9 protein-coding genes are annotated in these 14780 nt (G+C 71.9%); 5 read left to right on the top strand and 4 right to left on the bottom strand.

Annotated features, from left to right (window positions below; genetic code table 11):
* Positions 1 to 69 precede the first annotated feature (69 nt).
* Complete coding sequence (locus OG494_RS00350; protein WP_328450739.1) at positions 70 to 1407, bottom strand: FAD-dependent oxidoreductase; 1338 nt, start codon at positions 1405 to 1407, stop codon at positions 70 to 72.
* Between the two features lie 251 nt (positions 1408 to 1658).
* Between OG494_RS00350 and OG494_RS00345 the strand changes: the two genes are divergently transcribed.
* Together OG494_RS00345 and OG494_RS00340 are read left to right on the top strand one after the other, a co-directional pair.
* Entirely contained in the window at positions 1659 to 2426 is a 768-nt protein-coding gene (locus OG494_RS00345) for a DddA-like double-stranded DNA deaminase toxin (protein ID WP_328450737.1), read from the top strand.
* Positions 2417 to 2806: an Imm1 family immunity protein gene (locus OG494_RS00340; protein ID WP_328450735.1), complete on the top strand. Its 390-nt coding sequence runs from the start codon at positions 2417 to 2419 to the stop codon at positions 2804 to 2806. Before OG494_RS00345 ends, OG494_RS00340 begins: the two co-directional genes overlap by 10 nt.
* A gap of 70 nt (positions 2807 to 2876) precedes the next feature.
* On the opposite strand, the gene OG494_RS00335 is transcribed toward OG494_RS00340, so the two are convergent.
* The 3 genes from OG494_RS00335 to OG494_RS00325 form a co-directional block, all read right to left on the bottom strand.
* Positions 2877 to 3665: an SDR family NAD(P)-dependent oxidoreductase gene (locus tag OG494_RS00335; protein ID WP_328450733.1), complete on the bottom strand. Its 789-nt coding sequence runs from the start codon at positions 3663 to 3665 to the stop codon at positions 2877 to 2879.
* Positions 3666 to 3899: 234 nt separating this feature from the next.
* Positions 3900 to 4688, bottom strand: a complete 789-nt coding sequence (locus OG494_RS00330) for an SDR family NAD(P)-dependent oxidoreductase (protein ID WP_328450731.1) — start codon at positions 4686 to 4688, stop codon at positions 3900 to 3902.
* 107 nt (positions 4689 to 4795) lie between these two features.
* Entirely contained in the window at positions 4796 to 6226 is a 1431-nt protein-coding gene (locus OG494_RS00325) for a sigma-70 family RNA polymerase sigma factor (protein ID WP_328450729.1), read from the bottom strand.
* A gap of 195 nt (positions 6227 to 6421) precedes the next feature.
* Between OG494_RS00325 and OG494_RS00320 the strand changes: the two genes are divergently transcribed.
* From OG494_RS00320 to OG494_RS00310, 3 genes are all read left to right on the top strand, one after another.
* Positions 6422 to 7462 carry a methyltransferase gene (locus OG494_RS00320; RefSeq protein ID WP_328450727.1) on the top strand — a complete coding sequence of 347 codons (1041 nt, stop codon included), beginning with the start codon at positions 6422 to 6424 and terminating at the stop codon, positions 7460 to 7462.
* A 97-nt stretch (positions 7463 to 7559) separates the two neighbouring features.
* The gene (locus OG494_RS00315) at positions 7560 to 12791 is read left to right on the top strand and encodes a type I polyketide synthase (protein WP_328450725.1); all 5232 of its coding nucleotides are present in this window, start codon (positions 7560 to 7562) and stop codon (positions 12789 to 12791) included.
* Positions 12788 to 14446, top strand: a complete 1659-nt coding sequence (locus OG494_RS00310; protein ID WP_328450723.1) for a (2,3-dihydroxybenzoyl)adenylate synthase — start codon at positions 12788 to 12790, stop codon at positions 14444 to 14446. Before OG494_RS00315 ends, OG494_RS00310 begins: the two co-directional genes overlap by 4 nt.
* Positions 14447 to 14780 lie beyond the last annotated feature (334 nt).

Genomic DNA, 14780 nt, shown 5'->3' with positions numbered 1-14780 from the left:
AGAATCCGGGGTCGGTGGGGCAGGCCAGCGAGCCCGCGGCCGTCGCCGCGGGCCTGCCGGCGGAACTCCTCAGGCGGCCTGGTCGGCCGCGCCGCCGGGCTGGTAGGACAGCACGCGCTGCACCAGCTCCGGGTCCATCAGCGCGGTCGGCGGGTCGATCAGCCCGGCCACGCGCATGAACGCCTTGACGATTTCCTGGTCCTTCGACGCGGCGTACTGCAGCAGGCCCATGAACGCGTTGCCCTGCTCGATCTCCGGGGTGCGCTCCCCCTCGACGTCCGGGAAGGCGAGGTCACCGCTGGCCGAGACCGCCCACGGCGCGTCGACGACCTGGCCGATGTCGCGGAAGTAGGCGTACTGGTCGATGTCGCCGGCGCGCAGGTGCTCGCGCAGGGTGAACGCCTCCCAGGCGGCGACGCTCATGCCCTGGCCGTAGACCGGGTTGAAGCTGCAGATCGCGTCGCCGAGCACGAGCAGGCCGGCCGGGAACCGGTCCAGGTGCTCGTAACGGCGGCGGACGCTGGCCGGGAACCCGAACGACGTCGCGTCGTCGAGCGGCTCGGCGTCCTTGATGCCGTCGTAGACGTCGGGCACCGGCAACGACTTCGCGAAGGCGAGGAAACCCTCGTCGTCGGTCGGCGGGTGGTCGCCGAGGATGCCGGTGAGCGACACGATGCAGGTGTCCTCATCGGACAGTCCGAAGAACGCGCCGCGCGGGTGCTCCGGCGAAGCGACCGGGTTGATCGACCAGGTGTCGGTGAACGAGCCGGCCGGGCGGCGGTAGAACCGCGTGGTGTAGGCGAGCCCGATCTTGACGCGGTCCTCGCTGGGCCGCTCGTAGCCGAGCTGCTCCAGCCACGCCGGCGTCCGCGAGCCGCGGCCGGTGGCGTCGAGGACGAGGTCGGCGCGCAGCACCTTCTCGGTGCCTTCCTCGTCGCGCACCCGCACGCCGATCACCCGCGAGTTGTCCGAAGTGGACACCAGGCCGAGGATGTCGTGCCGCTCGAGGTAGGTCACGTTCGGCAGCGCGGCGACCCGGGTGCGGACGTGGTTCTCCAGCACCGGGCGGGTCGGCGTCACCGAGACGAGGCCGGTGTGGGTGTAGGGCAGGCGCAGGCCGTTGAAGTACCAGCGCATCTCCCCCAGGTCGCCGACCGGGGCGCCGCTGGCGCGCAGCTCGTCGGTGAAGCCGGGGAAGAAGTCTTCGAGGACGCGCTGACCGCGCGCGTGCAGCCCGTGGGCGTGGCGGGTGTGCGGCGTGCCCTTGCGCGGGGTGGTGACCCCGAGCAGGACGTCCCGGTCGAGGACGAGGACGTCCTCGTAGGACTCCGACAGCACCCGGGCCGCCAGGCTGCCGGCCATGCTGCCACCCAGGACGACGGCGACGCTTCCGACCGGTCCGGACATGTGCCGGCCTCCTTGATGTGAGAGTTCGTGGACCGGCCGCCGTCCCCCAACGGCGGCCTGGTGCCCAGCCTCACATCCGGGACGGGGGCCGGACGTCTCATGGTTTGCCTGGCGGGCGCCTCGCAGCGGCACGAGGGAACGCTGGAAGAAATCCGCCTTGCGCCGCGATGGATCGCGACGCGGCGCACGATGGAAGAAATAGCGCGGTGACGCCCTCCTCATGTGAAGATCGAAAACGGGGGGAGGCGAGAGTGAACGATTTCGAGGCCGCGACCGCCGCCATCGCAGCCGGGATCGCGGCCATCGGACAGGCCCAAGAAGCCGCACGACAGTCGTCCGGTGCCCTGACCGAGGCAACCGCCGCACTGACCGAGGCCACCGCCGGGTCCGCGATCGCCGACCTGCCCGGTGTCACCCAGCGGGCCCGCGACGAGGTCGACGCGACCATCCGCCGGTTGAGCCGGGCATCGGAGCGGCTCCGGGCCTATTCAGCAGGCTTGGGAAGCTCTACCGCGCAGCCGGCTCCGCAGCGCACCCCGCCGACAGCACAACCGCCGGCCGACCCGGCGAGCTATGCGAGTCCTCCCGTTCGGGTACCGAAAGAGCGGCTCGACGAACTTCGCGCCGAGCTGCCACCTCCGGTCGAACAAGGGCGCGGGCAGAAGACACACGGCCGGTGGGTCGACACCCGGGGCCGGGTCCACGCCATGGTCAGCGAGTCCGACGAGTGGAAGGAGAAGGTCAACGCCGTGCTGACCGGCGAAGGGTGTCCCCGGGTGCCCATCGCGAGAGCATCGGATGTCGAGCTGAGGTTGGCCGCGATGATGCGCGAGAAGGGCGAATCAGACCCGGGCATGCGGCATGTCACCCTCGTGATCAACAACGTGCCGTGCCGAGGCCCGTACAGCTGTGACAGGCTGCTTCCGGTCGTGCTGCCCGATGGCTACACGATCACCGTGCACGGGACGGACGGTTACGTGAAGACCTACACCGGAGGGGGTGTGCCGCGATGGCGGTGACGGCGTACTACACACGCGAAGGTGCGAGCCTGACCGGCCCGGCCGAGGCCGACGAGCTGCTCACCCGCATGGCCGAAGACCGGAAGCCGGGTGAATTGCCGCGTATGGCGGCCCTCGAGCACGAAGAATCGGGTGCAGTCCTCGAAGCGGGGATCAATGGCGAGCGCGGCTTCGTCACCCACATCAGCCAGACCGGACGCAGCGCCCTCAGCACGAACGGATCGACCTCACGCGAGGTGATCGAATACGACGAGCAGGCTCATGTCCGGGAAGTCCCAGCGCACGCCGAGATCCCGGTCGGCCAGGTACGGGAAGCCGTCCGCCGGTTCGTCTCGTCCGGGGGCGCGCGGCCCGACAACGTCTCCTGGTCCGACGTCTGACCCGCACGCGGAAACGCCGAAGGGGATCCCCACCGGTGGTGAGGATCCCCTTCGGCGCCTTGGCCTCTTCTCAGCTCGGGAAGGTGCCGCTCGTGACGTTCACGAACGTGCCCGTGATCGCGCCCGCTCGCTCGGATGCGAGGAACGTCGCCGTGGCCGCAACCTCGGCCAGCGTGGGTGACTTCTTCGTCATCCGCATGCCGTCGAGGTGCTCCAGCACCCCCTGGAAGGCCTCCTCGTCCATCTCCTGGCCGCCGCTGTGGGCCGCGAGCTTCTCCCGGGACAGGGTCTCCGGCAGGCCCGCCGTCCAGATGCCCAGCACGCGGACGCCGGCCGGGCCGAGCTCCGCCGCGAGGTTGCGGAACAGCGTGTCCATCGCCGCGTCGGCCGGGCCGGTGGCGCCCATCATCGGGCTGCCGTTGGCCGAACCGCTGTTCAGGCCCAGGATCACTCCGGAGCCCTGCTCGGTCATGTGCCGGGCGGCCGCCCGGGCGGTGAGGTAGTTCGTGGTGAGCCCGGTCAGGACCGGCCCGGTCACGTCGTCGGCGATCATGTCGAGCAGTGGCGTGCCCTGCACGTCGCCGCGGCTGATCAGGTTGATCGAGATGTCCAGGCTGCCGCTTTCGGCCACCACCGTCTTCGCGTGCCGTTCCACTGCGGCTTCGTTCAGGGCGTTGACCACGTTGGCCTTCGCCCAGCCGCCGGCGTTGGTGATCTCCTTGACCACCGGGGTGAGGTTCTTGCGGGTGCGCCCGGCGCAGTAGACGCGGGCACCTGCCTTGGCGAACGCCTTCGCCACTTCACGGCCGATCGATCCACCGGCTCCGTAGACGATGGCGTTCTTGTTCTCCAGGGACATCTGGTTTCCTTTCCTGTTCGACGTGTGCCCGGTGCACACGGAAGGCCTGGCCCCCAGCCATCGCAGCGACCCGCAGCCGAACGGCGGAACGGGTCGACTATCCGAGCACATCGTTGTGCCATCGCGAGGCGGGCCGCATCTTCCGGATTGCGCTCACCGCATGCACCCGGCCGCACGGAGTTCAGGCGAAAGAGGTAATCCGCTGCTCCGGACGGCTGGTTCGCCGCAGCCGGATCAGCTCGGGAAGATGCCGCTCGTGACGTTCAGGAAGGTGCCCGTGATGGCACCGGCCTCCGGCGCGGCGAGGAACGTCGCGGTCGCGGCGACCTGGGCGAGCGTGGGCGACTTCTTGGTCATCCGCATGCCGTCGAGGTGCTGCAGCAGACCCTGGAACGCGGCGTCGTCCATTTGCGGCGCGCCGCTGAACGCCGCGAGCTTCTCCGGGGACAGCGTTTCGGGCAAACCGGCCGTCCAGATCCCGGCGACGCGCACGCCGCTCGGGCCGATTTCGGCGGCCAGGTTGCGCACGAGGGTGTCGATCGCGCCGTCGGCGGAACCGGTCCCGCCCATCATCGGGCTGCCGTGCGCGGATCCGCTGTCCAGCGCGAGGATCACGCCGGAGCCCTGCGCGACCATGTGCCGGGCCGCCGCGCGCATGGTGATGAAGTTGGTGGTGATGCCGGTGACGACCGGGCTGGTGAAGTCCGCGACCTTCATGTCGATCAGCGGGATGCCCTGGACGTCGCCGCGGGTGATCAGGTTGATCGAGACGTCCAGGCTGCCACCCTCGACGACCACCGTCTTGGCGTGCTCCTCGACGGCCGACTCGTCGAGCGCGTCGAGCACGTCCACCGAGGCCGAGCCGCCGGCCGCCTCGATCTCGTCGGCCACGGCCTGCAGGGACTCCAGGGTCCGGCCGACCAGGAAGACGTGCGCGCCGTCGGCGGCGAACGCCTTGGCCACCGCCGCGCCGATCGAGCCGCCGGCGCCGTAGACGATCGCGTTCTTCTTCTCGAGCGACATCTTCGTGTCTCCTCCGCGTCTTCTCGCGTGCTGTGTTGCCCGCGTTGTCGGACATTGAGACGCACGCCCGCGCGAAAACTCATCGGTGCGACCGGAGGGGATTTCGATCAGAGGGTCAGCGGGAGCCCGAAGGCCGGGAAGAGGTGCGGTTCGAAGGAGGTGATCTCGACGATCCGGCCGCCTTCGATGCGCAGCACGTCCAGGACCTGCGCCCGGTAGACGGTGGTGCCCGGACGGCGCAGGTACCCGGCCGCCGCGGGCATCCGGTTCGCGAAGGTCGGCAGGTGCTTCCACGTGCCCTGGAAGTGCGGCGACCCCGGGTCGATCGAGGGCTTGATGAACGCCATCATCGCGTCGCGGCCGACGAACCAGAACGGGTTCGGCGGCATGGTCAGCACGACGTCCTGGCTGAGCAGCTCGGCGACCACGGCGGCGTCGGCCTGGTCTGCCGCGTCCATGTAACGCTGCAGGATCTCGCGCTCTTCGCTGGTCGGGCGGGCCGTCGCGGTCCACTCGCTGCGCCGCTCGGGCAGGTGCCGGCGCAGGGCGGGCCGGGCCCGCTGCAGGGCGCTGTTGACCGAGGCGACGCTCATGTCCAGCTGCTCGGCGGTGTCGGCGGCCGGCCAGCCCAGGACGTCACGCAGGATCAGCACGGCCCGCTGCCGGGGCGGGAGGTGCTGGATGGCGGCCAGGAAGACCAGCTCCATCGTCTCCCGGGACACCGCGGCGCCCTCGGGCTGCAGCTCGGTGGAGGCGACGTCCTCCAGCAGCGCGTCCGGGTAGGGCTGCAGCCAGGTCACCCGGGCGGGGGCCTCGGCGGCCCCGTTGTCCATCCCCGGCACCGGCTCGTACCGCTGCGGACGGCGCTCGTTGCGGCGCAGGAAGTCGAGGCAGGCGTTGGTCGCGATGCGGTAGAGCCAGGCCCGGAAGGTCGAGCGGCCCTCGAAGACGTCCTTCCGGTTCCAGGCCCGCAGGAAGGTCTCCTGCACCATGTCCTCGGCGTCGTCGTACGAGCCGACCATCCGGTAGCAGTGCACCTGCAGCTCGTGCCGGAACGGCTCGACCAGGCCCGCGAAGTCCCATTCGTCCCCGGCCCGGACGGCGGCGGTGACCAGCTCGTCCTCGCCCGCGCCTTCCGTAACGCCCTCGTCCGTGACGCTTTCTTCTTCCGTCACGGGGGCCGCCGTGACGCTTTGGGCGGCACCGGCCGGCCGGTTTTCCGTCACGACCGCGGCCGTGACGTTTTCGCCGGCGGCGGCGTCCCGGGCCAGCTGGGCGATCCGGCGGAGCTTGCCGACCGTCGAGGCGAGGTCGGTGACGTCGGTGTAGAAGTCCTCGGGCAGCTGCGGGGCCAGCCGGCGCACCCGGAGCTCGATGTCCGCGATCAGGTCCGGCACGGCGGCGCCGCCGTTCGGCTGCTGCCGCTCGCGGTAGGCCTTCTGCCGGCAGGCGGGCGAGCAGTACTTCGACGTCCGGCCGCGCCCGCTCGCGCGCCCGGGCAGGGGGTTGCCACAGCTGGGGCACCGGCCATCGGTCACGGCGTCGAATCTACGCAGGCGCCTTCGCGCTCGCCACCGCACCCGGCTCTCCCGTCGTGCCCTCGTCGCACCCGTGCGGGTGGCGGGCCGCCCGCACCGCAGAAATGGAGGCGCCCCCGGGTTTTCGCCCCGATCATCCTCGTATGCGGGCGAGCCGGGCCAGGCCGACCCATCCCCTGCGAAGGAGAACAAGCCATGGCGACGAGCGTCCCGATCTCGGGTGCGGATTACCTCCGGATCCTCATCCACGGCCACACCGCGTTCGAACTGCTGCGCACGGGTCTCGAGTTCGACCTGTTCCAGAAGCTCGAGGACAGCGGCGGCTTGGACGTCACCGAGACCGCGGAGGCGCTGGGCGTCGAGGAGTACCCGGCGCGCGTCCTGCTGCTCGGCCTGGCGTCGCTGCTGCTGATCGAGAAGGAGGACGGCAAGTTCGTCAACACCGAACTCGTCCGCCGCAAGCTGCTCAAGAGCGGCGAGCGGTTCCTCGGCCCGCTGATCGACATCCAGGACAAGATCATCAACAAGACCCTGGTGGACTTCGCCGAGTCGATGCGGCAGAGCACCAACGTCGGCCTGCGCCACCTCGAGGGCCCCGGCGACACGCTCTACTCGAAGCTCACCGCGACGCCGGACCTGCAGAAGGTCTTCTACGACAACATGGGCGACGCCTCGAACCGCGCGTTCGAGCAGTTCCTGGAGCACTACGACTTCAGCCACGTCAAGCACGCGATCGACATCGGCGGCGGTGACGGCACCAACTCGGTCAAGCTGGCCGAGCGCTACCCCGAGCTCGAGGTCACGGTGTTCGACCAGGAGAGCGTCACCCGGCTCGCCGCGGACAAGATCGAGGACCCGTCGGTCCGCAAGCGCGTCCACTTCCACCCGGGCGACATGCTGACCGACCGGCTGCCCGAGGGCGCCGACGCGATCCTGTTCTTCCACATCTACGAGATCTGGTCGCTCGAGCGGAACACCGAGCTGCTGCGCAAGTGCTACGACGCGCTTCCCGAGGGCGGCACGGTGCTGGTCTACAACTTCGTCTCCAACGACGAGGGCACCGGCTCGCTCTCGGGCGGGCTCGTCTCGCCGTACTTCCTGGCGCTGGCCTCGGGCGAGGGCATGACCTGGTCGGCCGCGGACATGGAGAAGTCCGTGCGCGACGCCGGTTTCTCGCGGGTCGAGCGGTTCGCCGACCTCGGCTTCAGCCACGCCCTGGTGGTGGGCCACAAGTAGCCCGGCGCCCGATCCGGGCGGGCCGGAACCGGCTCGCCCGGATCTTCGGTGTCCTAGCCCGGCGCCCGCCGCTCGCGGGACGAACGAAAGAAGGCCGATGAACTTCCCCGAACCCGTCGCCATCATCGGGATGGCTTGCCGTTTCGCCGCGGGAATCGAGTCACCAGAGTCGTTCTGGGCCCTCCTGCGCGACGGTGGCGACACCGTCGGCGAGCTGCCCGCGGACCGCTGGGAGTGGCACGCCGGCCAGAGCCGGGAGCACGCCGCGGTGGTCCGGGACGTGACCAAGCGCGGCGCGTTCCTGGACAACGTCAAGGAGTTCGACGCCGACTTCTTCGACGTCACGCCCCGCGAGGCCGCGCTGATGGACCCGCAGCAGCGGATCACGCTGGAGCTGGCGTGGGAGGCGCTGGAGCACGCGGGGATCCCGCCGCGCTCGCTGGGCGGCACGGACGCCGGGGTGTTCATGGGGGTCGGCGCCGACGACTACGGCCGCCGCCTGCTGGAGGACCTGCCGCGGATCGAGGCCTGGACCGGGATCGGCAGCTCGTTCTGCGCGGTCGCCAACCGCGTCTCCTACGTGCTCGACCTGCACGGGCCCAGCATGGTCGTGGACACGGCCTGTTCGTCCTCGCTGGTCTCGATCCACCTGGCCGCCCAGGCGCTGCGTTCCGGCGAGTGCCCGGTCGCCCTGGCCGGCGGCATCCTGGTGATGGCCGGCCCGGGGCTTTCGGTCGTGCTCGACGCGGCCGGCGCCACCTCGCGCGACGGGCGCAGCAAGTCGTTCGACGCCTCCGCCGACGGTTACGGCCGCGGCGAGGGCGGCGGCGTCGTCGTGCTCAAGCTGCTCAAAGACGCCCGCCGCGACGGCGACCGGGTGCTCGCGGTCGTCCGCGGCAGCGCGGTGCAGCAGGACGGCAAGACCAACGGGATCATGGCGCCCAACGGCGAGGCGCAGGCCAACCTGATGCGCAAGGCCTACACCGCCGCGGGGATCGACCCGGCGACGGTCGGTTACGTCGAGGCGCACGGCACCGGCACCAACGTCGGCGACCCGCTCGAAGCGGGCGCGATGACCGCGGTGTTCGGCGCCGGCCGCACGCCCGACACGCCCTGCCTGATCGGCTCGGTCAAGCCGAACGTCGGCCACCTCGAAGCCGGCGCCGGCGTCGCCGGGGTGATCAAGACCGTGCTGGCCCTGCAGCACGGCGAGATCCCGGCCAGCCTGAACTTCACCACGCCGAACCCGAAGATCCCTTGGGCCACTTCGGGTCTGCGCGTGGTCACCGAGAACACGCCGTGGCCGCAGAGCGTCGCGCCGCGGCGCGCGGGGGTCTCCGGGTACGGCTACGGCGGCACCATCGCGCACGTGATCCTGGAGGCGGCCGACGAGGCCGACGCCGAGGCCGGCCCGGCCGCGGCGACCGGGACGCCGCGGGTGCTCCCGCTGTCCGGGGCGACCGAGACCGCCGTCGCGAAGTACGCCGGCCGGCTGGCGAACTGGCTGGCCCGCAACCCCGACACCACACTGGCCGACGTCGGCCACACGCTTTCGCAGCGGCGCCAGCACCTGCCGCACCGCGCGACCGTCGTCGCCGACAACACCTTCACGCTGCGCGCGAAGCTGGCCAACTTCGCGGCGGGCACCGGCGGGACGTCCGGGCGCGCGCTGCCCGAGACGTCACGCCAGGACCTGGTCTGGGTCTTCTCCGGGCACGGCTCGCAGTGGATCGGCATGGCCCGCGAGCTGCTCGCGACCGAACCGGCGTTTGCCGCCGTGATCGACACGATCGAGCCGATCTTCCAGGCGGAGATGGGCGTCTCGCCGCGCGCGACCATCGGCTCGGACGACGAGCAGCCGGTCGACGTCGTCCAGCCGATGATCTTCGCCGTCCAGGTCGCACTGGCCGCGCTGTGGCGCGACCGCGGGGTCCACCCCGACGCCGTGATCGGGCACTCCGTGGGCGAGATCGCCGCGGCCGTCACGTCCGGGATGCTCACCCTAGAACGCGGCGCCCGGCTGGTCTGCCGGCGGTCCCTGCTGCTGCGCCAGGTCGCCGGGAACGGCGCGATGGCCATGGTGAACCTGCCGCCGGAAGAGGCCCGCCGCCGTCTCGCCGGCCGCACCGACGTCGCCGTCGCGGTCGCGGCCGCCACCGGTTCGACCGTGTTCTCCGGCGACATCGACGCCGTCCAGGAGATCAGCGAGTCGTTCGGCGCCGAGGGACTCGTCGTGCGCCGCGTCGACTCCGACGTCGCGTTCCACAGCCCGCACATGGACCCGCTGCTGGAGTCGCTCGCCGCAGCCGCCGCCGACCTGCCCCCGACGCCGGCCGGGATCCCGGTGTACAGCACGGCGTTGGCCGACCCGCGTTCGGAAGCCCCGCGCGATGGCGCGTACTGGGCGACGAACCTGCGCGGCACGGTCCGGTTCGCCGAGGCCGTCGCGGCCGCGGCGGCCGACGGCTACCGGCTCTTCGTCGAGGTCTCGCCGCACCCGGTGGTCGAGCACTCGATCAACGAGACCCTCGACGAGCTGGGCATCACCGACGCCGTCGTCACGCACTCCCTGCGCCGCAACCGGCCCGAGCGCGAAACCCTGCTGGGCAACCTCGGCGCGCTGTACTGCGCCGGCGTCGACGTCGACTGGGCCGCGCACTGGCCGGCCGGCTCGCTGGTGGACGTGCCGACCACGGCGTGGCAGCGCAAGGAGCACTGGGTCGACGACTCGGTCGGCCGGTCGTTCCTCACCGAGCAGCACGACCTCGAGAGCCACACGCTGCTCGGCGGCCGGATCAACGTGCACGGCGCGAACCCGGCGCAGGCCTGGCTGACCTACCTGGACCGCGACTCGCGGCCGTACCCGGGCGACCACCCGGTGCGCAAGGTCGAGATCATCCCGGCCGCGGTGCTGCTCAACAGCTTCCTCACCGCCGCGGCGACCGCGAAGGGCACCTGGCACGAGATCTCCGACGTCGCGCTGCGCGTGCCGGTGAGCGTCACCCGGCCCCGGCACCTGCAGATCGTGCTGCAGGACGGCGCGTTCCGGCTGTCGTCGCGGATCATCGAGGACGGTCAGAGCGACGACGGCGACGACAAGGGCTGGGTCACCCACACGACCGCGTCCGTCTCGCCGTTCACCGGCAAGATCCGCGGCCAGCGCTCGGATGCGCAGACCACCGAGGACCTGCCGACCGGGTACGTCATCGACCGGCTCGCCACGCTCGGCGTCGCGGCGATGGGCTTCCCGTGGGTCGTCGAGGAAATCCGGCGCGGGGACGGCACCCTCGTGGTCACCGTCAACACCGACCCCGGCTCGGACGAGCTGCCCGAGACCTGGGCGCCGCTGCTCGACGGCGCACTGTCGGCGGCTTCGGTCGCCTTCGGCGGGCCGCCGATCCTGCGGATGCCCGCCCACATCCACCGCGTCACGCTCGCCGCGCAGTCGCCGTCCCGGGCGCGGGTGACCGTGCGCGTGGTCGCCGACGACACCGTGGACGTCGAGATCGCCGACCTCGACGGGACCGTCGTCGGCCGGCTGGCCCGGCTGCGCTACGGCGTGCTGGACAGCGAAGCCGGCGCCGTGACGAGCCCGCGCCAGGTCGTGCACCGGCTGGGCTGGCGCCCGGCCGAGGGCACCGCTTCGGGCGCGGCGCTGAACCTCGTGCTGGTCGGGCCGGACTCGCCGGTGCTGCGGCGGGTCACCACCGGGCTCGACGCGCTCGGCGTCGCGCACCTGGTCACGGCCACGCCCGAGGCGCTGCCCGAGGGCTTGCTGAGCCGCGAGCACACGCTGCTCGTGGTCCCCGCCGCCGGCGCGTCCGGGGACGCCGCCGCCGACGGGGCCTGGCTGCTCGCCCGCACGGCCCAGCGCGTCGCCGCGACCGGCGAGACGAAAGCCGCGCGCGTCTGGTGCCTCACCGAAGGCGTCCGCGAGAGCGCCGACGCCGGTTCGCTCGGCCACAGCTCCGTCTGGGGTGTCGGCCGGGTCGTCGGCGGCGAGTACCCGGACCTCTGGGGTGGCGTCGTCGACATCGGACAGTCCGAAGAGGACATCCGGGGCCTGGTCGACGTGCTGCGCACGATCCGCGGCGAGGACGTCGTCGTCGTCCGCGACGGGGCGGCCGAAGTCGGGCGCCTGCAACGGATCGAGGGCGAGCCGGTCAAGCAGCGGCTCGAAGGCCGGCCGCACGCGACGTACCTGGTCACCGGCGGCCTCGGCACGCTGGGCCTGGAGGTCGCGCACTGGCTGGCCGACCGCGGCGCCCGGCGGATCGTGCTCGCCGGCCGGCGCGGGCTCCCGCCGCGCGCCCGCTGGGCCGAGCTGACCGACGAGGCCGAGATCGCCGCGGTCGACTCGGTGGTCGCGCTGGAACGCCTGGGTGTCACCGTGTTCCCGGTCGCCGTGGACGTCTCCGACGCCGACGACGTCGCCGCGAAGCTCTCGCCGGACGCGCTGGGGCTGCCGCCGTTCCGCGGCGTGGTGCACGCCGCCGGCGTGCTCGACGACCGCACGCTCGGCCGGCTCGACGAGGCGTCGCTGCGCCACGTCATGCGGCCGAAGGTCGAAGGCGCGCTGAACCTGCACGCGCTGTTCCCGCCGGGGTCGCTGGACTTCTTCGTGCTGTTCTCCTCGTGCGGCCAGCTGCTCGGGCTGCCCGGGCAGGCCAGTTACGCCGCGGGCAACGCGTTCCTCGACGGGCTCGCCGCGCACCGGCGTGCCGCCGGGGACACCGGGGCGGCCAGCTACGCGTGGACGTCGTGGCGCGGGCTGGGCATGTCGACCTCCACCGCGGTGATCGACGCCGAGCTCGCCGCCCGCGGCACGGCCGACATCAGCGCCACCGAGGCGTTCGGCGCCTGGGACCTGGCCACCCGCCACGACCTCGGGTACGCCGTGATGCTGCGGACGCTGCCGGCCGAGCCGGGGGTGCGGAAGCTGGCGCTGCTGTCGGAGCTACCGGAGGAGGCCGCGGCCGGCGCCACGGCCGCCGACCTGGTCGACGTCCCGTGGGCCGGGCTCACCGGCGCCGAGCTGACGGCCGCCGTCACCGAGGAGATCCGCAAGCAGGTCGCGACCGAGACCGGCCTCGCACCGTCCGAAGTGGACATCCGGCGGCCGCTGATCGAGATGGGTCTCGACTCGGTGATGACCGTGCGGATCCGGCGCGGGCTGGAGCGGCGCTTCCGGTTCCCGCTGCCCGCGACGTTGTTCTGGGACCGCCCGACCATCGACGCGGTCGCTTCGCTGCTGACCGAGCGGATGGCCCAAGAGATGGCCCCAGAGATGTCTCAGGAGATGTCTCAGGACACCGAGGGGACGGCATGAGTTTCGACGGTTTTGTGCCCTGGCCGCAGGATCTGGCGCACGCGTACCGCGCGGCCGGGGTCTGGCCCGGACGCACGATGGGGTCGTACCTGTGGGAGTGGGCCGGGGACCGGGGTGACCGGGTCGCCGTCGTCGACGGGGCGACCCGGCTGACCTACCGCGACCTCGCGGTGCGCGCGGACGCGCTGGCCGTGCGGCTGGGCGAGCGCGGGCTGGGGCGCGGGGACACGGTCTTGGTGCAGCTGCCGAACACGTGGGAGTTCGCGGTCGTGACGGCGGCCCTGCTGCGCCTCGGCGTCGTCCCGACGATGATGCTGCCGCCGCACCGCGACCACGAGCTGACGGCCATCGGCGCGCACGTCGGGGCGCGCGCCCTGGTCGTGCCCGGCACCTGGCGCGGGTACGACCACCAGCAGCTGGCGTTCCGGGTGGCCGCGGCCTTGCCCGGGCCGGCGGAGGTGCTGGTGGTCGGCGACGACGTCGCCGAGGGCGCGATCGACGTCCGGTCGCTGCTGTCGCCCGACGGCGACGTCGAGGCGCGGCGGCGGTGGCTGGACGAGCACGGGCCGTCGCCGTCGGACATCGCCGTGTTCCTGCTGTCGGGCGGCACCACGGGCGTGCCGAAGGTGATCAGCCGGACGCACGACGACTACCTGTTCAATATCGTCCACACCGCGCGGGCGTGCGCGTTCGGCGAGGACACCGTGTACCTCGCGGTGCTGCCGGCCGGGCACAACTTCCCGCTCGCCAGCCCGGGCCTGCTCGGCGCGCTGCACGCGGGTGGGCGCGTCGTGTTCTCGGCGTCCCCCCGGGCGGAACCGGTGTTCGCGGCGATCGAGGCCGAGCGCGTCACGGCGACGTCGGCGGTGCCGGCCGTCGTGCTGAAGTGGATGGACGCGGCGGCCACGCTGAAGCCGGACCTGTCCAGCCTGCGGTACCTGCACGTCGGCGGCTCGATGCTGGCGCCGGACATCGCGGAGCGGATGGCGCGGACGCTCGACTGCCGGCTGCAGCAGGTGTACGGGATGGCCGAGGGCCTGGTCTGCTACACCCCGCCGGACGCGTCCGACGAGGTGGCGTTCGGCACGCAGGGGCCGCCGGTCAGCGCGTTCGACGAGCTGCTGGTCGTCGACGAGGACGGCTCACCCGTGTCCCCCGGGGAGATCGGCGAGCTGCTGACGCGCGGCCCGGGCACCCCGCGCGGCTACTACGGCGTCCCGGACCAGAACCGCCTGTCGTTCACCGAGGACGGCTGGTTCCGCACGGGCGACCTGGTCCGCATCACGACCGACGGCCACGCGGTCGTCTGCGGCCGGGTGAAGGACCTGATCAACCGCGGCGGCGAGAAGATCTCGGCCGGCGAGGTCGAGACGCTGATCCAGGAACTGCCGGAGGTCGCGGAGGTGGCGGCGGTCCCGTCCCCGGACCCGGTGTACGGCGAGCGCGTCTGCGCGTTCGTCCGCTTCCACGGCGGCTGCTCGTTGTCCCTGGCCGAAATCACCCGTCTCCTGACGGAGCGCGGCCTGGCGGCGTTCAAGATCCCGGAGCGCCTGGAAGTCCTGGACGCCTTCCCGCACACCGCAGTGGGGAAAGCCGACAAAAAGGCCCTGAAAGTCCTGCTGGCGGACCTGGACACCCTCCCCCGCGCCGCGTAGATCTCTTCGCCCGGGCCCCGCGACCTCCACGTCGCGGGGCCTGTTGCCGTGTCGACCCCCCGATCACGCGTGCCGACCCTTCAATCACGCGTGATGTCCCTTCAATCACACGTGATGCCCACTGATCGCGAGTGTGCCCGCCCAAGCGCATGACTTGCCCCGGCGAGCACCCGATTTCCGCCTTCCGGCAGGCGACGTCGTGCTCAAGAAGGCATCTCACGTGATCCGCCGGGCATCACGTCGGTTCCCGAACTCCGGTCTCGCGTGATTGGGGGGTCGACTCGCGTGATTGGCGGGTCGACTCGCGTGATTAGCGGGTCAACTCGCGTGATTG

Source organism: Amycolatopsis sp. NBC_00438 (assembly GCF_036026695.1).
Taxonomy (GTDB): domain Bacteria; phylum Actinomycetota; class Actinomycetes; order Mycobacteriales; family Pseudonocardiaceae; genus Amycolatopsis.
Note: the sequence above shows the minus strand (reverse complement) of the source record. Positions and strands in the feature narration are given on the sequence as shown.

What these genes read in the sequence shown, in the direction of transcription:
- OG494_RS00350 (WP_328450739.1), bottom strand. Translation starts at nt 1,407, where the DNA reads ATGTCCGGACCGGTCGGAAGCGTCGCCGTCGTCCTGGGTGGCAGCATG.
- OG494_RS00340 (WP_328450735.1), top strand. Translation starts at nt 2,417, where the DNA reads ATGGCGGTGACGGCGTACTACACACGCGAAGGTGCGAGCCTGACCGGC.
- OG494_RS00335 (WP_328450733.1), bottom strand. Translation starts at nt 3,665, where the DNA reads ATGTCCCTGGAGAACAAGAACGCCATCGTCTACGGAGCCGGTGGATCG.
- OG494_RS00330 (WP_328450731.1), bottom strand. Translation starts at nt 4,688, where the DNA reads ATGTCGCTCGAGAAGAAGAACGCGATCGTCTACGGCGCCGGCGGCTCG.
- OG494_RS00320 (WP_328450727.1), top strand. Translation starts at nt 6,422, where the DNA reads ATGGCGACGAGCGTCCCGATCTCGGGTGCGGATTACCTCCGGATCCTC.
- OG494_RS00315 (WP_328450725.1), top strand. Translation starts at nt 7,560, where the DNA reads ATGAACTTCCCCGAACCCGTCGCCATCATCGGGATGGCTTGCCGTTTC.
- OG494_RS00310 (WP_328450723.1), top strand. Translation starts at nt 12,788, where the DNA reads ATGAGTTTCGACGGTTTTGTGCCCTGGCCGCAGGATCTGGCGCACGCG.